Here is a 16,184-nt window from a genome sequence, read left to right on the forward strand (position 1 = left end):
ACCTCAATGCCCCACGGGAAAGGCAATCGGCGCCGAACGCGCCAACCCGCCCCGACACTTGAGCACGCGCAATTGCGCAGGCCGGGCATCGATGGCGATGCGCAGGGCGGCGGGCGAAGGGTTGATCGCTTCATTGATCGAGCGGTAGGCGAACGCGAGGGTCGAGCCGGTTTCCGCCGCCACCTGCAAGCGCCGCAGCGCCCGGTCATCGGCCTTGTGCGGCCAGCACAACACCGCACCGCAACTGCCCGAACGCAGGCATTGTTCCGCTGCCCACAGCGCATCGCGCTCGCTGGCCTGGATGATCGACAACTGGCGCAGATCGACCCCGGCGTTCTGCCAGGCCTGGGGATACGGCACGTAAGGCGGTGCCACCAGCACGATACGTTCACCCGCTGCCGACAGCCGCGCCAGTGCCGGCCACACCAGTTGCAACTCACCCACGCCCTGCCCGGCCAGGAGGATTTCCGTCAATGCCGCTTCCGGCCAACCGCCCGTGGGCAACGCCGCGTCCAGCGCGGCATGCCCGGTGGGTTGTGGGCTGACAGCCGGTGGCGCAGGCCGGCCCTTCCAGACCTGGCCGCCATTGAACAGCGTATCCAGCGCAACGACGGCGCCCATCACCCTTGCCTCACCAGACCGCAGAACACCCCTTCGATGGCCAGGTCCTGACTGGCCTCGACGATGATCGGCTTGTAAGCCGGGTTGCGCGGCAGCAACCGGACAACGTCGCCGACCCGCTCGAAACGCTTGATGGTGACTTCGCCGTCGAGCCGCGCCACGACGATCTGGCCGTTGAGCGCCTCGGGATTGCGGTGCACGCCCACCAGGTCGCCGTCGAGAATGCCGTCCTCGATCATCGAATCCCCCTGGACCCGCAGCATGTAGTCCGGCACCCGCGAGAAGATCGACGGATCGAGCAGCAAGCGGCTGTGTACCTCGGCATCGGCTCCGATCGGCGCACCCGCCGCCACCCGACCGAGTACCGGGATGTCCAGCAACTCGGGCCGCGCCGGTTGCCCGAGCAAACGGATGCCCCGGGCCTGATGCGCATTGACCTCGATAAAACCGGCCTCGGTCAGCGCCAGCACATGCTTGCGCGCCACGCTGCGAGAGGCGAAACCAAACGCCTCGCTGATTTCAGCGAGGCTCGGGGACTGACCGTGCTCCGCGATTCGATCGCGGATAAACGTCAGGATGGCAGTACGGCGGGGAGTTAGAGTCGTCATGGAGTACATTTGTACTCTTTCGGCATTTTCCTGGCAAGGACTTGTAGCAGCTGTCGAGTGAAACGAGGCTGCGAGCTCTTGATCTTGCTCTTTAAAAAATCGCAGCCTCGTTTCACTCGACAGCTGCTACAGGAAGAGCCAGGCCAATGCATGCGCGTAAACATCGAAATGCCAGCATCATCCGCCGCAGTCACCACTCAAACCACGAGACGCCAGAAACCCTGCGATGTAATCGATGAAAGCCAGCACTTTGGCGGTGGCCCGTCGATGACTGGGGTACACCGCCAGGATGTACGAGCCGAAGCTGTCCGGATCGATGGTGTAATCGGCCATCACCCGCACCAGCCGGCCATCCGCCAGATACGGCGCGGCACTCCACAACGGCGTGTGCAGCAAGCCGCGTCCGGCCAACGCATTGGCCAGCAACAGGTCGTAATTGTCGCTGCGCAACCGTGGCGACTGCGTTAGCGGCAGGCACAAACGCTGTCCGTCGCGCTCGGCCCACCAGAATTCGCGGCTGAGCAATGGATGCCAATAGAGCAGCCATTCATGGTCATCGAGGGTGTCCGGCGTGACCGGCAACCCCTTGCGCGCCAGATAATCAGGGCTGGCGCACAACGCCAGCCGATTGCTGCCGACAACGCGAGCAATCAACCCCGGCAAGTCGTCATGCCCCTCGCGCAACGCCAGGTCGTAGCCGCTTTCCAGCAGATTGACGAACTCATCGCACAGGTCCACTTGCAGGTTGATCTGCGGGTATTGCTCCAGAAAACCGCCGCACACCTGATCGAGAAAAGCCTGCCCGTACGCCAGCGGCGCGGTTATTTTCAGGTTGCCGCGCAGGCCATGCTGCAACTGCTCGATTTCCTCACCGGCCTCCTCCAGCCGCTGCAAGACCTGGCGCGCGGTTTCCAGATAAAGACGACCCGATTCGGTCAGCAAAATCCGCCGGGTGCTGCGCTCGAACAACCGCGCACCAAGCTCCGCCTCGAGGTGATTGACCGCTTTGGTCAAAGCCGACGGGGTCTTGCCCAGTTGCTCGGCGGCGCGGCTGAAACTGCCCAGCTGCGCCGTGACCACGAACATTTTCAATGCACCCAACTTGTCCATTCTTTTTCCATTCAGGCAAAAACGTTTTTCGTGAGCAAGGCGTTCTGCTTGCCGTGACAAGCCACTAATCTGGCCATCAGACGCAATAACAAGGAAACATTCAATGAAAAGATTCATCCCGAATCTATTGATGGCCGCAGTCAGTTTTGCCTCGATGGAAGCCATGGCAGCGGCCGATCTGGTGCTGATCAATGGCAAGATTTTCACCGCCGACCGCGCCCAACCGAAGGTGCAGGCGTTGGCAGTACAGGACGGCAAAGTGCTGCAAGTCGGCAGCGATGCGCAGATCAAGGCCCTGATCGACTCGGGCACCAAAGTCGTCGACCTCGGCGGAAAAGCCCTGATGCCCGGCCTGATCGACAGCCATTCCCACGCGGTTTTCGGCGGCCTGGAAATGGTCTCGGCCAATATGGAAGACGAGGTGGTCGACCTCGACGAACTGGAAAAACGCCTGAAAGCCTGGCGCGATGACGGCAAGGCCCGGCATGGCGATGTGCTGAGCGTGGCGGGCATGAGTTCGACTTATTGGGCCCAGGCCGAAGCCCTCGGCAAGAAATTCAACAATGACGAATGGGCCAAGGTGCCCGTGGTGTTCACCGGCAGCGATCACCACACCGCGTGGGCCAATAACGTGATGCTCGAACGCGCCGGGATTGATGCGGCGCTGCTCAAGTCATTGCCGGACGCCGAGAAAGACACCATTGGCAAACTCGCCGATGGCAACCCCAACGGTTTCCTGGTGGACGCCGGCTGGGATCGCGTCGCCTCGAAGATGCCGGTGCCGAGCCCCGCCGACATGTTGAAAGCCGCGCAATCCGCTGTGCGCTACAACAACAGCCTGGGCATCACCGCGTGGATGGACCCCGCCGCCAACGCCGCGCCTGGCGAGCCGGTGTTCGCCCTCAAACCCACGGAGAAAACCGTCGGCGTACTGCCGGTGTACAAAGCGCTGTCCGAAAGCGGTGGCCTGAGCGCCCACGTCGCCGCGTTGCTGGTGGCCAACCCGAAAAGCGTGCCGGCCGATCTCGACACCCTGGACAAGGTCCGCCAGCAATTCCAGGGCATCCCGAACCTGACCTTGCCCGGGGTCAAGATCTTCGCCGACGGTGTGATCGAATACCCGGCGCAGAGCGCAGCAATGATCGATCCGTACAGCAACTCGCACAAACAGGGCGAGCTGCTGATCGATCCGAAGCATTTCGGTGAACTGGTCAGCGCCATCGATCAGCGTGGCTGGCTGGTGCATATCCATGCCATCGGCGACCGCGCGGTGCGTGAATCGTTGAACGGCATCGCCCAGGCGCGCAAAGATCGCCAGAGCGGCGTGACCCACTCGATCACCCACCTGCAAATGGTCAACCCGACAGAGTTCGCGCGGTTCAAGCCGCTCAACGTCATCGCCTCGATGCAACTGCTGTGGGCCAGCGCCGACGAGTACACCCTGGACATGATCAAGCCGTATGTCAGCGCGCTCGCCTTCCGCTATCAGTACCCGGCGCATTCGCTGCTCAAACAGGGCGCGACCATCGCCGGTGCCAGTGACTGGGCGGTGTCCTCTCCGAATCCGTGGAACGCCATGGCCCAGGCCATCACCCGCGAAGGTCCGCTGGGTGTGCTCAATGCTGATGAACGCATCGATCGCGAAACGATGTTCTACGCCTACACCCTGAACGCTGCGCGCACCATCGGGCTGGAGAAGCAGATCGGTTCGTTGAGCCCCGGCAAGCAAGCCGATTTCATCGTGCTGGACCGCGACGTGTTCAGCGTCGACAACAAAGCCCTGCACGACACCCAGGTGCTGCAAACCTGGTTCGCCGGTCGCGAAGTCTACGCACCGACGCTCTAAGAAAAACCAGCTTCACCCACTGCCCTGCCCCGCGTTTGTCGCCGGGGTTCGGCGCAGCCTTGCCGCAAAAAATCTGCCCATAACAATCACAATAACGGGACGCCCCCCATGAAAGCTTTCACCTTGTTCGCCCTCGGCTCCTTGAGCTTGCTGCCATTGAGCAGCCAGGCGCTGCCCTTGAATGACGACTTCGCCCTGCTGGTCGACCTGACCCTGGCCAGCGACTACCGCACCCGCGGCATTTCCCAAACCCAGAACGACCCTGCGGTGCAAGCCGGCTTGACCCTGGCGCACAGCAGCGGCCTGTACCTCGGCGCATGGAGTTCAAACGTGGATTTCGGCGGCGGTTTGAAGACCCGGCAGGAAGTCGATTACTACGCCGGCTGGCTCTGGCAAGCGACCGACACGGTGAGCCTGGACCTTGGCTATCTCAAATACGCTTACCCCAAGGAAAGCCAGTTCAATCAGGGCGAGACCTACGCAATCCTCAGCGCTTACGGCGTGAAACTCGCGGCCTATTACTCCGCCGATGCGCCGGGCATCGACAGCAAGCAGAGCTCGCTGTACAGCTACGTTGGCTATGAAACCGAGTTGCCTTATGACACAGGCCTGAAGCTGCGATACGGCAACATGGATTTCAAGGATCCGCACCTGTACACGATGTCGGGCGAAGCCGAAGACTCGTACCGCGAATGGGAGGTGAAACTGACTCATGAACTGGCCGGTGTGATGCTGGGCTTGAGTTACATCGATACTGACCTGTCGCAGAGCGAATGCGTCAGTAATTGGGGGTATGGGGATGTTTGCACCGCGACCGTCGTGGCGAGCGTCAGCAAATCCTTCTGACCCCCACTGCCCCCTGTAGGAGCGAGCCTGCTCGCGATAGCAGTCTGACATTCACCATTGATGTTGACTGGACCTCCGCCATCGCGAGCAGGCTCACTCCCACATTAGATTTCAGTGGTTTTAGGGGCGAGTTGTGCCAGGTAGGGCCACGGGTAGATTCCGCGTTCGTGGCCGTCGCTGAAGATCAGTTGCAGGCCGTAGCCCTGCTGGTTGAGTTCAATCACGCGGATGCGCTCGTCGACTTTCACCGCCAGCCCCTGCAACCGAAACGCCCGACATTGCGAACACGGGCACTGGCGGCGCAACTCGGCATGGCTCAGCAACTGCTCACGGCCGTCCGGCCAGTTCAATCGCAGCTGTTGTCGGCCCTGGGAATTACCAATCGCCACCGGGTTCATTGCAGCTGGCTCAAGGCGATGCGCACGGCTTTGCGCACTTCCGGGTCGCCGTCGTCTTGCGCGGCCTGCAGGGGGGCGATGGCGCCTTTATCGTTCAGTTCGCCGAGGGCCAGCGCGGCTTCCTTGCGCAGGTTGCTGATGCGGTGGCCGAGGGTTTCGATCAGGGCGTCGAGGGCCGGAACGAAACGCAAGCGGCCGAGGCTGCGGGTGGCGCGCAGGCGCACTTGCCAGTAATCGTCGCTCAGGGCTTCGACCAGCGCGGAACCGGCATCGACGTGGCCGACTTTGCCCAGGGTGGTGGCGGCTTCCTCGCGCACTTGCCAGGCGTGGTCCTGCAATGCCTGGCGCAGCGCGGGCAGCACTTGTGCATCGGAGGCCAGGCCGAGGGCGCCGGTGGCGGCGCGGCGGACTTCGGTGTCCGGGTCCTGACTCGCCAACTTCGCCAACGCCGGCAATGCATCAAGTTGCTTGAGCCAGCCGAGCACGCCAACCGCCTCGCGGCGAACCCCGGCGTCTTCATCGTTCAAGGCGCCTGAAGCAGCCGCGGCGGCATCGGGAAAGCGCAACTCGCGCAAGGCCCTGAACGCGGCGATGCGCACGCTGATCTCGGCATGCCCGGTCCACGGCAGAATCACTCGGCCCGCCGCCTCGCTCTTGAGCAGGCTGAGGCTTTGCGCAGCGGCAGACTGCACCGCCAATGATGGATCGGTCAGGGCCCGGCACAGCGCTTCGACCACAGGCGCGTCTTCCCAGGCTTCGAGCAATCGCGCGGCTTCGGCGCGGACTTCTTCGGTCGAATCCTCAGACAGGCGATTGACCAGCCACAGCAAGCCGTCCGGTTCTTCGAGGTCGGCCAGTTCGATCAAGGCAATTCTGCGCACGCCTGGATCTTCATCCGTGAGGCGCGGTTGCAGGGCAAGAATGTCGTCGTTGTCGGTTACATCGAATAGAGAGGTCATAGGGCAAATCGCGGCAGTTTGTTTTCAGGGGGAAGTCCGAGAGGGTTCAGGCGCGGTAACTGCCGACCGTCTTCGTGACGCAGTAATTCGAGGCAATGACGCTTCAAGCGGGAGAACTCATGGCTCGTCACCAGTTCGGTGGTGCGCGGCCGGGGGAAGTCGAGGCGCAGGTCTTCGATGATTCGACCAGGGCGCGAGCTCATGACCAACAGGCGATCGGCGAGGAACAGCGCTTCGTCGATGTCGTGGGTGACGAACACCACGGTGGTGCGAATCCGCGTCCAGATGTCCAGCAGCAGTTCCTGCATGTTCAGCCGGGTCAACGCATCGAGGGCGCCGAAGGGTTCGTCCATCAGCAACAGGCGCGGGCGATTGATCAGCACCCGGGCAATCTCCACCCGTTGCTGCATGCCGCCGGAGAGCTGGTCGGGCCAACGGTCTGCGAAGCCTTCCAGCCCCACCAGTGCAAGGATTTCATCGGCGGCGTTGTGGCGCTCGGTTTTGCCGATACCGCGCATTTTCAGGCCGAAGGCGACGTTGTCGCGCACGGTTCGCCACGGGAACAGGGTGTGGTGCTGGAAGACCATGCCGCGCTGGGGCGAGGGACCTAAGACCTGCGCCCCGTCGACTTTCAAGGTTCCGGAGCTCGGTTGCAGGTGCCCGGCCAGTGCGCCGAGCAAGGTCGATTTACCGCACCCGGACGGCCCGAGAATGCACACGAATTGCCCCGGTTCGATCTGGCAATCGAGGCCCTGCACGGCTTCGAAAGCTTTCTGGTTTTCGCCGAGGACGATGGACAGTTGGCGGATGTCGATCCGCCCTTCAGGGGTTTGCATCGCGCTCATCAGGCTTTTCCTCGTGGTCGGTGCCACGGCGTGAACAGCCCGCCGAGACGTTTGATCAGCAGGCTGCTGCCCATGCCGAGTACGCCGATCAGCAACATGCCGACGACGATGTCGGCGTAGTTCTGGATGGTGTAGGACTCCCAGGTGTAATAGCCGATGCCGTATTGGCCGGAGATCATTTCGGCGGTCACCAGACAGAACCACGAAGTGCCCATGCCGATGGCGAGGCCGGTGATGATGCTCGGTGCGGCACCCGGCAGGATCACCTCCAGCAGAATCGCCCGGCGCCCTGCCCCAAGGCTTTTGGCCGAGGCGATCAGGCGTGGGTCGACGCCTTCGACGCCGTGGACGGTATTGAGCAGGATCGGGAACAGCGCGCCGGTGAAGGTGATGAAAACCATCGACAGTTCTGAGGACGGGAACATCAGAATGGCCAGGGGAATCCAGGCGACTGCGGGGATCGGGCGCAGGACTTCCAGGGGTGGCAGCAACAAGTCCTCGGCCCATTTCGAGCGGCCGATGGCCAGGCCCAAAGCAATACCGATGACCAGCGCCGCGAGGTAACCGGCGAAGACCCGGCTGAGGCTGCTGCCGAGGTGCTGGGCGAGCTTGCCGGATTCGCCGAGGCCGAGTGCGGCTTCGATGACGGCCACCGGCGTCGGGACGTTGGCGAAGGTCACCAGGCCGAGGTTCCAGTGGTGGCTGGCGGCGAGTTGCCAGAATAGAAGGCAGAGCAGTAAGGAGGCTGTTCGGGGGATCCAGCGCGCATATGATCGGGACACAATTCTTCCTCTCAACCAAGTTCACTGTGGGAGCGAGCCTGCTCGCGATGGCGGTGGGTCAGTCGACATGGGTGTTGAATGTCAGTACGCCATCGCGAGCAGGCTCGCTCCCACAGGGGAATTGCGGTGTTTTGGGGTTAGCGGGTAGCAACGGCCTGGGTGGTGGCGTCGGTGAAGTCGAGGACTTTGCCGCCTTGGGCCGTGGCAAATTGTTGGGCCTGGCCTTTGAGCAGGAATGCACTGAGGCGACCCTTGGCGTCGCTGGCAAACCACGCCTGATCCGCGAGCAATTTGATCCCGCTGTCACTTGCCTGGGCATACACGGCGCGGATGTTTTTGCCTTCCTGCTTCAGGCTGGCCAACGCAGTGAACGCCGACTCCGTAGAGGCGTATTGCCGGACCTTCGGCTCGCCACGCACCCAGATCTCGGCCACATGGCTGAAGTCGGTGATGGCGTTGCCGCTCAATGCTTCCGTCGCTTTAAGTGGTGTCTGCCCGTAGTTGGCCAGTTGCGCGGTGTAGTCCAGGTTCGACGCCTTGAACGCGGCGCGGATGTACTGGTCATCGATAAAGGTATTGAGATCGAGACCGCGATCCGCCTTCTTCAACAGCTTGAGGGTGTCGATCGCCGTGCCCACGGCCTGACGGTATTCAGGCTTCCAGCTCAGGTCGCGGGTTTGCACGCCGAGCGGGCCATGGAACAGGTAATTGACCTCGGCATCGACACCAGTGACCTTGGCGATCAGTTCGCTGTATTTCTCCGGTTCAGCTGCCAACAACTGGTTGGCTTCGATGCTTGCGCGAAGATAAGCAACGACGATTTCCGGGTACTTTTTCGCGTAGCTTTGATCGACCAGCGCGCCGTGGAAAGTTGGCGTGTTGGCTTGGGAACCGTCATAAATCTTGCGAGCAAAACCACGGCTCGGGAACAGTTCGGCGAACGGCACGAAGTCAGCATGTGCATCGATTTTCCCGGCCTGCAATGCGGAGCCTGCGACTTCCGGCGGCTGGGCGATGATGTTCACATCCTTCAGCGGATCCCAGCCTTGTGCCGCCACGGCGCGCAGCAACATGCCATGGGCGGTGGAGGCGAACGGTACAGAAATCGTCTTGCCTTTCAACTCAGCCAATGACTGCACGCCCGAGGCGCTGGGCACCACGATGCCATTGCCGCTGCCCTTGATGCTGCCCGAGAGCACGCTGATGAACAGGCTGTGTTTGCCCGCAGTTTCGAACGCCACGCCGTTGAACGAACCAGGGAAGTCGGCCATGGCGCCGAAGTCGAGTTTGCCCGCGACCATCTCGTTGGTCAGGGGGGCGCCGCTGGTGAAGTTCTTCCACTCGACCTCGTATTTGGCGTCCTTGTACTGGCCGTCATGGGGCAGGTATTTGTCCAGCAGACCGAGCTCGCGAATCAACAGGCCGCCGGCGGCGCAGTTGATCGTGGTGTCCTGGGTGCCGATGGCAATGCGGATAGTTTCGGCGGAGGCCGACAGGGTGAATGAGGCCAGTACCAGACCGGAGAATGCTGCACGCAGCGATGTTGGCAAAGACATAGGTGAATCCCCTCGAATCATTTATAGGATGTTCGTCTCCGCCACGATCAGGGCGTGGTGGGAAACGAGGGGTGTTTTGAATCAGGCGTCCGGGGGTTACCGGATGGCTTTTTGGTTGTCAGGCCCGGCCCCATCGCGAGCAGGCTCGCTCCCACAGGGATCGTTGGTGCAAACAAAATTTGCGGCTGGCCTCGATCCACTGTAGGAGCCGGCTTGCTGGCGATAGCGGTCCTGCCAGTCGATAAATCAGTTGCCTGACCCACCGCTATCGCCAGCAAGCCGGCTCCTACAGGTCGGTGTTTCAACGTAATAGATATGGGATCTCTACTTTGACAGCCCCCGTCGGGCAGTCCTTTTCGCACGGCATGCAGTACCAGCATTCATCGAAGGCCATGTAGGCCTTTTGCGTGGCCGGGTTGATCGCCAGCAGGTCCATCGGGCAGACGTCGACGCACACGGTGCAGCCTTTGTGGGCGATGCAAAGGTCCTCGTCGACCGTAACCGGCGCGTTGGAGCGGAAGAAGATTTCCTGGGGTTGATAGGCCATTTCACGGTTCTCTCTTTTGTAATACTCAGGCCGCAAACGCGCCGACACGCAACCGGTCGTAGGCCTGCATTTCTTCGGCGTCGAGCGGGATGATGTAAGGCTCGACGGCTTTCTTGAAACTGGTCATCTGGCCGTCGTCGCCCTTCTTCAAATGGCAATGGCAGAACCAGTCGCTGTCGTTGCGCTGCGGGTGATCGACCCGATAGTGGTAAAGCCCCCAACGACTTTCAGCGCGGAACAAGGACGCACGGGCAGCCATTTCGGCGCAGTCGCGGATCATGCTGACTTCCATGGCGCGCATCAGTTCGTGGGCGTTGTGGGCCTTGATCTGATCGAGGTCGCGCTGGATATCGCTGAAGCGTTGCAGGCCGATTTGCATCTTCTTGGTCACTTTCGGCGGTTGCAGGTAATCGTTCACAAAGCGCCGCAACTTGTATTCGACCTGGGCTGGCGGCAGACCGTTTTCGCGATCCAGTGGCGCGTAGACCCTGAGTTTTTCCGTTTCGATCTGCCTGGCATCGACCGCTGAAAACTCGCGACCGGCGACAAAATCCGCCGCGTTGGTGCCGGCAAACCAGCCATAAGTGAACGCGCCGAGCATGTAGTTGTGCGGCACCGCCGCCATGTCACCCGCCGAGTACAAACCCTTGACCGAGGTTTCGGCCTTCTCGTTGACCCACACGCCTGACGCCGAGTGGCCGCTGCAAAAGCCGATTTCGGAAATGTGCATCTCGACCATCTGCGTGCGGTAGTCGGTGCCGCGATTGGCGTGGAACTGCCCGCGACTCGGGCGTTCGTTGCTGTGCAAAATCTCTTCGATGTTCTGGATGGTTTCCTCGGCCAGGTGATCGAGTTTGAGGAACACCGGACCGTTGCCGCTTTCGAGTTCCTGGTGAAACTCCCACATCATCTGCCCGCTCCAGTAGTCGCACTCGATGAAGCGTTCGCCCTTATTGTTGGCGGTGTAGCCGCCCAACGGGCCGGTGACGTAGGCGCAGGCCGGGCCGTTGTAATCCTTGATCAGTGGGTTGATCTGGAAGCATTCGAGGTTCGCCAGTTCGGCGCCGGCGTGATAAGCCATCGCGTAGCCGTCGCCGGCGTTGGTCGGGTTTTCATAGGTACCCATCAGGTAACCGGAGGACGGCAGGCCCAATCGCCCGGCAGCACCGCAGGCGAGGATTACAGCCTTGGCCTTGATCACGTGGAAGTCGGCGGTGCGGCAGTCAAAACCCATCAGGCCGTTGACTGCGCCCTCTTCGTCCGTCAGCAAGCGTGTGCAAACCACGCGATTGGTGATGTTGACTCGCGCCCGTTTCAATTGGCGATACAGGACTTTTTTGATGTCGTGCCCTTCCGGCATCGGCAGCACGTAGGCGCCCATGTGGTGAACCTTTTTCACCGCGTAGTCGCCGGTCTCGTCCTTCTCGAACTTCACGCCCCAGCGGTCCAGTTGCTCGATAGTCTCGAAGCTGTGGGTCGCGTAGGCATAGACCGCCGCCTGATTGACGATGCCGTCGTTGGCTATGGTGATTTCCTTGGTGTACTGCTCCGGTGTCGAGTGGCCAGGAATGATCGCGTTGTTCAGGCCGTCCATGCCCATGCTGATCGCGCCGCTGCGCTTGACGTTGGCCTTGTCGATCAACAACACGCGCAGATCGCGGTTGCGCTCCTTGGCCTTGATCGCCGCCATCGGCCCGGCCGTGCCGCCTCCGATCACGACGATGTCGTATTCCTGTTCGAGCGTGCTTCTGGTTATTGAGCTGCGTGTCATGCCTGATCCCCTTTATGCCGGTCGATCCGCAAGCGGTACTGGAAGGCATCGCCGCGGTAGTAAAGGTGTTCGAAGTCCACAGGTTGGCCGCTGGCATCGTGGGTCAGGCGCTCGATGCGCATGATCGGCGATCCCGGCTCGACGTTCAGCGCCTGGGTCAGGTCGCTGTCGGCGAGCACCGCGTCGATGGCCAGGTCGGCATGACCGAGGGCCAGGCCGCAGTCGTTTTCGAGGATCAGAAAGATATCGCGCGTGACCAGATCGGCCTTCTCCAGCCGTTCGCCGATGACTTTAGGCAGGTAGGTGATTTCGAGTGAAATCGGCTCGCGGTTGATCAGCCGGACGCGTTTGATCTGCGCCACGGTCTCGCCTTCGGCAACCTGCAATCGTTCGGCGACGAGTTTGTCGGCGGGAATGAATTTGAAGCTGCGCAGGCGATTAATCACCTCGTAGCCGCGCCCTGTCATGGACTCGGCCAGACCCTGCAGGGTGCTGACGTTCTGGAAGGTTTTCGGCTTGGCGACGAACGTACCCTTGCCGTGAATCTTGAAGATCAGCCCTTCCTTCTGCAGATCCCCCAAGGCCTGGCGCACGGTGATGCGGCTGACTTTGAACAGCGCGCCGAGTTCGCTTTCGGAAGGCATCTGGCTGTCTTGCGGGTATTCGCCGTCGAGGATCCGGGCGCGCAGCACATCGCGAAGCTGGGTGTGCAGCGGGACGCTACTGAGGGATAGAACGTTATCGGTCATGGGAGATCACTTGTTATAACGAGTTATGACGTGATCTTAGAGAGCGGGTACGGGGATTGAGAAATACTGATTAAGCATAAGGTTAGATTCACAGCCAACCGCAGACCTTTGTAGCAGCTGCCGAGCAACGCGAGGCTGCGTTCGGCGACGAAGCCGTCGTGAAATCAGACAAATGCGGTGTGTCAGGTGCACTATGCATCCAGGGTTTACGACTGCTTCGCAGCCGAACGCAGCCTCGCGCTGCTCGGCAGCTGCTACAACGGCTTCGGTTTCGGCAGTGAGATTGCCTGGCTTTAGGTGCGCTTAAGGATCTGGTCCATCACCCAGTCGGTTTTCAGCGCGTGTTCGGCCACCGCAGGATGTTGCGCCTCGCCACGGATGTGGGCGTTCATGCCCAGCACGTGATGCCACTGGATGTGCTCGTGATGGGCGATGTGCAGGCTGAGGTGTTCATCGGCTTCAAGCAGCACCGGGTGCTCATCGAACACTGAAAAACTGATCCGGCCTTGGCTGCCGATCAGTTCGACCCGATCTTCGCGGCGGTCGGCGACGAAATTCCAGCAGCCCATGCCCAAGGCACCCGAAGCGAACCGCCAACTGGCGCTGACGGCGTCTTCGGCAGCATACAAACCCGCCTGCCGCGCGGTGAAACCGGCGACTTCGACGATATCCCCGAGCAAATACTGAAACAGATCGAATCCATGACTGGCCAGGTCGGCGAAATAACCGCCGCCGGCAATCACCGGGTCGGTGCGCCAATTGTCGGCGCCATCCAGATCGTTCGGCGAAGGGGCTTTGGTCAGGGTCCAGGACAGATGCCGCACCTCGCCGATCCGCCCCTCCTCCAGCCACTGCCGCACTTGCTGGAAGCGCGGCAGCGAGCGTCGGTAATAGGAAACGAACAGGTGCAATCCGGCGTCGGCAAAGACCTTTTGCATGTCACGGCTTTGCTCGGCATTCAGCGACATCGGTTTTTCGACGCAGCAATGTTTGCCGGCGGCGGCGACCAGCAAGCTATAAGCGTGGTGACTGTCGGGTGGCGTGGCGATGTACACCGCGTCCACCTCTGGATCATTGATCAAGGCTTGCGCGTCGGTGTAAACCCGGGCGATGCCGTGGCGTGCGGCATAGTCGGTCACCGCGTCCAGACGCCGTCCCATCACCGCCACCAGCGCTGAGCCGGGCGCCTTGTAAAAGGCCGGTCCACTCTTGCGTTCAGCAACACTGCCACAACCAATCATGCCCCAGCGCACCACGTTCATAATCGCTCCTTGATGTTTAGCCGATGCGCAATGCGCGCAGGTCCAGGTGACCGTCCTTGAGCGGCGGGCACCAGTAGTAGCCGCCGGTAATCGGACGGCTGATGCGGTACAAACCGTCGGTGATGCCGTCTTCCAGTCCGCTCATGCGCCGCAGTTGGGCTTCGAAGGCGTCGAGGGAAAAACCGAACGCCAGGAACATCAGGCCCGCGCGATCGCCTTCGATCCACGGCATCGAGCGACGGACCACGAACGCTTCGGGGGCGAAGCTTTCCTGGGCGGTGCGTTTGACGTGGGCGGAAATCGGCGCGTCATCCAGTTCTTCGTTATCGCTTAAGCGACGGCCCATGATGTTGTCCTTTTCATCGGACGGCATCGCGTGGAAGCCCTTCAGATCGTGCTGCCACTGCTGGATCGCGGCAAAGCTGCCACCGACCAGCCCTTCAGCGCCTTCGCCCAACAGCGCGGCGGCCACGGCGGCTTCGTCGTGCGGGTTTTCGGTGCCGTCTTCGTAACCGGTCAGGTCGTGGCCGGTCATGTGGCGGAAGGTTTCGTTCATTTGCACCAGGCGCAGGGCCGGGGCTAAAGCGGCTTCGATGGCGTTGCTGCGATTGAGCAATTCGCCACGGTCGACGCCGTGCAACCAGCACCAAAGCGCGTGCTGGGTCGACGGGTTGTCGACGCCGACACCGGTCAGCGCCGGAAAGGGTCGCAGGCCATCGATCTGAGCGTGCAGCGCCTTGACCAGGGATTCACCAAAGCCGACCACCGCCGATTTCCCGTCCACCAGTTGCATCAAGTTGTCGAGCGCGGCCGGTAGTGCGTCGGCAGATTCGAGGGTGAAGAACATATGACGGGCTTGAGGCGGAACGGGGGTGGCGAGAATGCCCGGCTGGTAATAACTCATATGAACTCCTTAAAAAGAGCGCGGAGTTTAACCGGAGCACGAGGGTTTGTGTGCACCGACCTGTAGCAGCTGCCGAGCAGCGCGAGGCTGCGTTCGGCTGCGCAGCAGTCGTGAAATCAGGCACTGCGGTGTATCAGGGATACTTTGCTCATAGGGTTTACGACTGCTTCGCCCGAGCGCGGACCGAGCCGAACGCAGCCTCGCGCTGCTCGGCAGCTGCTACTAGGGATTTGTCGTTAGTGAGCGTGGGGTTTCGTTGCGAAATGCACTCGGGCTCATGCCAGTCCAGCGCTTGAAGGCCCGGCGAAAGCTGCGTACGTCGCTGTAGCCGACTTCTTCGGTGATGCGCTCGATGGACAGGTCCGGGTTGGCCAGCAGGCTCATGGTGCGGGCCTGGCGCACTTGCTCCAGTAGCGTTTCGAAAGTCAGCGCATGTTCGGTCAGGCGGCGGCGCAAGGTGCGGCTGCTCATGTTCAGGTCGCCGGCGATCTTCTCGATGTGGCTGCCCTCGGTCAGGTCCCGGGAAATCGCCCGTTCCACAGCCTGGATCAAGTCCATTTTCTGATGAGCCTGCGCGGCCTCCAGTTCAAGCAATTTGACCGCCTGACGCAGCGCCAGGGAATGGTGATTGGGCAAATGCACGTCAAGCCGATGGGCGGCGATCACCATGCGGTTTTGCCGGCAACCGAAACACACGTCCGGCCCCAGCAACCGCTGATATTCACAGAGATAGTCCGGCGCCGCGTGCATGTATTCCACCGCCATCGGCTTGAAATCGGCGCCCGCCAGCGCCCGGCCGTACACCAGCAGGCTGGCGAAAAACTCTTCGACCGCAAACACCTGCACGTCGGCGAACGGCAAGCGCCCATCGGCGGCATACCGTTGTAGCCGTTGATCGCATGGTCGAGCAGCGTGTTGGCGCCCTGCTGCACGCGCGGCTCCCAGGCTTTTTTGTCGCCGGTCAACGGTGCGCCGGCCGCCGGGTTGGCGTGGCAGAGCTTGTAGCTGTTGTCGTAGACCTGTGCCAGCGCGGCGTCGGTGGGCATGGCGGCGGCCGCTTCGCTGTGCATCGCCGGGCTTTTCGACTCATCGCCACAACCGTTCAGCAGCGCCGCGAAGACGCCGCCCACCAACGCCAAACAAAGGCTAGGCTTTTCAGTGACTCGACTGGCCCGCATGGCTGTCCTCTCGTATGGCGTCTCTCAGTGGAGAGCACTTTTTTTATTGTGATCAAGCACAGGTCAACACTAAGGCACCGACGCGGGCGGGTTGAGGGCATTGGGGGCCAACAAGGGGGGCTTCTGAGGCCATGACCGAAGACACCGGCGGGTACACGATCGAAAACCCTGAGCCGCCAAACGATGAGATGAGTCATGACAA

Annotated in this window: 15 protein-coding genes and 2 pseudogenes; 2 read left to right on the forward strand and 15 right to left on the reverse strand. The window is 61.5% G+C overall.

Annotated features, from left to right (window positions below; genetic code table 11):
* Window positions 1–3: 3 nt before the first annotated feature.
* The 3 genes from imuA to ACA070_RS18165 all read right to left on the reverse strand — a co-directional run bounded on the left by imuA (window position 4) and on the right by ACA070_RS18165 (window position 2,339).
* Window positions 4–621: a translesion DNA synthesis-associated protein ImuA gene (gene imuA, locus ACA070_RS18155; protein WP_033061610.1), complete on the reverse strand. Its 618-nt coding sequence runs from the start codon at window positions 619–621 to the stop codon at window positions 4–6.
* Window positions 621–1,238, reverse strand: coding sequence for a transcriptional repressor LexA (gene lexA, locus ACA070_RS18160; RefSeq protein ID WP_497447742.1), 618 nt, complete (start codon window positions 1,236–1,238; stop codon window positions 621–623). Before lexA ends, imuA begins: the two co-directional genes overlap by 1 nt.
* A gap of 168 nt (window positions 1,239–1,406) precedes the next feature.
* Complete coding sequence (locus tag ACA070_RS18165) at window positions 1,407–2,339, reverse strand: LysR family transcriptional regulator (protein ID WP_497447743.1); 933 nt, start codon at window positions 2,337–2,339, stop codon at window positions 1,407–1,409.
* A gap of 103 nt (window positions 2,340–2,442) precedes the next feature.
* Between ACA070_RS18165 and ACA070_RS18170 the strand changes: the two genes are divergently transcribed.
* Both ACA070_RS18170 and ACA070_RS18175 read left to right on the forward strand, forming a co-directional pair.
* Entirely contained in the window at window positions 2,443–4,185 is a 1,743-nt protein-coding gene (locus ACA070_RS18170; RefSeq protein ID WP_497447744.1) for an amidohydrolase, read from the forward strand.
* Between the two features lie 108 nt (window positions 4,186–4,293).
* On the forward strand, window positions 4,294–5,031 hold the full coding sequence (locus ACA070_RS18175) for a TorF family putative porin (RefSeq protein WP_497447745.1): 738 nt from the start codon (window positions 4,294–4,296) through the stop codon (window positions 5,029–5,031).
* Between the two features lie 104 nt (window positions 5,032–5,135).
* On the opposite strand, the gene ACA070_RS18180 is transcribed toward ACA070_RS18175, so the two are convergent.
* The 12 genes and pseudogenes from ACA070_RS18180 to ACA070_RS18235 form a co-directional block, all read right to left on the reverse strand.
* The gene (locus ACA070_RS18180) at window positions 5,136–5,429 is read right to left on the reverse strand and encodes a DUF971 domain-containing protein (RefSeq protein ID WP_497447746.1); all 294 of its coding nucleotides are present in this window, start codon (window positions 5,427–5,429) and stop codon (window positions 5,136–5,138) included.
* The gene (locus ACA070_RS18185) at window positions 5,426–6,388 is read right to left on the reverse strand and encodes a HEAT repeat domain-containing protein (RefSeq protein ID WP_497447747.1); all 963 of its coding nucleotides are present in this window, start codon (window positions 6,386–6,388) and stop codon (window positions 5,426–5,428) included. Before ACA070_RS18185 ends, ACA070_RS18180 begins: the two co-directional genes overlap by 4 nt.
* Window positions 6,385–7,233 (reverse strand): ABC transporter ATP-binding protein, encoded by an 849-nt coding sequence (locus ACA070_RS18190; protein WP_497447748.1) that lies wholly within the window; start codon window positions 7,231–7,233, stop codon window positions 6,385–6,387. Before ACA070_RS18190 ends, ACA070_RS18185 begins: the two co-directional genes overlap by 4 nt.
* A complete protein-coding gene (locus tag ACA070_RS18195) occupies window positions 7,233–8,015 on the reverse strand; it encodes an ABC transporter permease (RefSeq protein ID WP_497447749.1) in 783 nt (260 codons plus the stop codon). The genes ACA070_RS18190 and ACA070_RS18195 overlap by 1 nt, the downstream gene beginning before the upstream one ends.
* A 137-nt stretch (window positions 8,016–8,152) precedes the next feature.
* A complete protein-coding gene (locus tag ACA070_RS18200) occupies window positions 8,153–9,571 on the reverse strand; it encodes an ABC transporter substrate-binding protein (protein WP_497447750.1) in 1,419 nt (472 codons plus the stop codon).
* A gap of 301 nt (window positions 9,572–9,872) precedes the next feature.
* Window positions 9,873–10,118 carry a 4Fe-4S dicluster domain-containing protein gene (locus ACA070_RS18205; protein WP_007946457.1) on the reverse strand — a complete coding sequence of 82 codons (246 nt, stop codon included), beginning with the start codon at window positions 10,116–10,118 and terminating at the stop codon, window positions 9,873–9,875.
* Window positions 10,119–10,143: 25 nt separating this feature from the next.
* Window positions 10,144–11,889, reverse strand: a complete 1,746-nt coding sequence (locus ACA070_RS18210; RefSeq protein WP_497447751.1) for a fumarate reductase/succinate dehydrogenase flavoprotein subunit — start codon at window positions 11,887–11,889, stop codon at window positions 10,144–10,146.
* Window positions 11,886–12,638 carry a GntR family transcriptional regulator gene (locus ACA070_RS18215; RefSeq protein ID WP_497447752.1) on the reverse strand — a complete coding sequence of 251 codons (753 nt, stop codon included), beginning with the start codon at window positions 12,636–12,638 and terminating at the stop codon, window positions 11,886–11,888. Before ACA070_RS18215 ends, ACA070_RS18210 begins: the two co-directional genes overlap by 4 nt.
* A gap of 293 nt (window positions 12,639–12,931) precedes the next feature.
* The gene (locus ACA070_RS18220) at window positions 12,932–13,900 is read right to left on the reverse strand and encodes a Gfo/Idh/MocA family protein (RefSeq protein ID WP_497447753.1); all 969 of its coding nucleotides are present in this window, start codon (window positions 13,898–13,900) and stop codon (window positions 12,932–12,934) included.
* 16 nt (window positions 13,901–13,916) lie between these two features.
* Window positions 13,917–14,804, reverse strand: coding sequence for a Dyp-type peroxidase (locus ACA070_RS18225; RefSeq protein WP_497447754.1), 888 nt, complete (start codon window positions 14,802–14,804; stop codon window positions 13,917–13,919).
* A 222-nt stretch (window positions 14,805–15,026) separates the two neighbouring features.
* Window positions 15,027–15,668: pseudogene (locus ACA070_RS18230) on the reverse strand (helix-turn-helix transcriptional regulator); the annotation flags it as partial.
* Window positions 15,662–15,982 (reverse strand): annotated as a pseudogene (locus ACA070_RS18235) (c-type cytochrome); the annotation flags it as partial. The pseudogenes ACA070_RS18235 and ACA070_RS18230, both read right to left, overlap by 7 nt.
* Window positions 15,983–16,184: the final 202 nt, after the last annotated feature.

Source organism: Pseudomonas sp. LBUM1678, from assembly GCF_059695575.1.

Coding starts and splice junctions, on each gene's coding strand:
- imuA (WP_033061610.1), bottom strand. CDS start 621: ATGGGCGCCGTCGTTGCGCTGGATACGCTGTTCAATGGCGGCCAGGTC.
- lexA (WP_497447742.1), bottom strand. CDS start 1,238: ATGTACTCCATGACGACTCTAACTCCCCGCCGTACTGCCATCCTGACG.
- ACA070_RS18165 (WP_497447743.1), bottom strand. CDS start 2,339: ATGGACAAGTTGGGTGCATTGAAAATGTTCGTGGTCACGGCGCAGCTG.
- ACA070_RS18170 (WP_497447744.1), top strand. CDS start 2,443: ATGAAAAGATTCATCCCGAATCTATTGATGGCCGCAGTCAGTTTTGCC.
- ACA070_RS18175 (WP_497447745.1), top strand. CDS start 4,294: ATGAAAGCTTTCACCTTGTTCGCCCTCGGCTCCTTGAGCTTGCTGCCA.
- ACA070_RS18180 (WP_497447746.1), bottom strand. CDS start 5,429: ATGAACCCGGTGGCGATTGGTAATTCCCAGGGCCGACAACAGCTGCGA.
- ACA070_RS18185 (WP_497447747.1), bottom strand. CDS start 6,388: ATGACCTCTCTATTCGATGTAACCGACAACGACGACATTCTTGCCCTG.
- ACA070_RS18190 (WP_497447748.1), bottom strand. CDS start 7,233: ATGAGCGCGATGCAAACCCCTGAAGGGCGGATCGACATCCGCCAACTG.
- ACA070_RS18200 (WP_497447750.1), bottom strand. CDS start 9,571: ATGTCTTTGCCAACATCGCTGCGTGCAGCATTCTCCGGTCTGGTACTG.
- ACA070_RS18205 (WP_007946457.1), bottom strand. CDS start 10,118: ATGGCCTATCAACCCCAGGAAATCTTCTTCCGCTCCAACGCGCCGGTT.
- ACA070_RS18210 (WP_497447751.1), bottom strand. CDS start 11,889: ATGACACGCAGCTCAATAACCAGAAGCACGCTCGAACAGGAATACGAC.
- ACA070_RS18215 (WP_497447752.1), bottom strand. CDS start 12,638: ATGACCGATAACGTTCTATCCCTCAGTAGCGTCCCGCTGCACACCCAG.
- ACA070_RS18220 (WP_497447753.1), bottom strand. CDS start 13,900: ATGAACGTGGTGCGCTGGGGCATGATTGGTTGTGGCAGTGTTGCTGAA.
- ACA070_RS18225 (WP_497447754.1), bottom strand. CDS start 14,804: ATGAGTTATTACCAGCCGGGCATTCTCGCCACCCCCGTTCCGCCTCAA.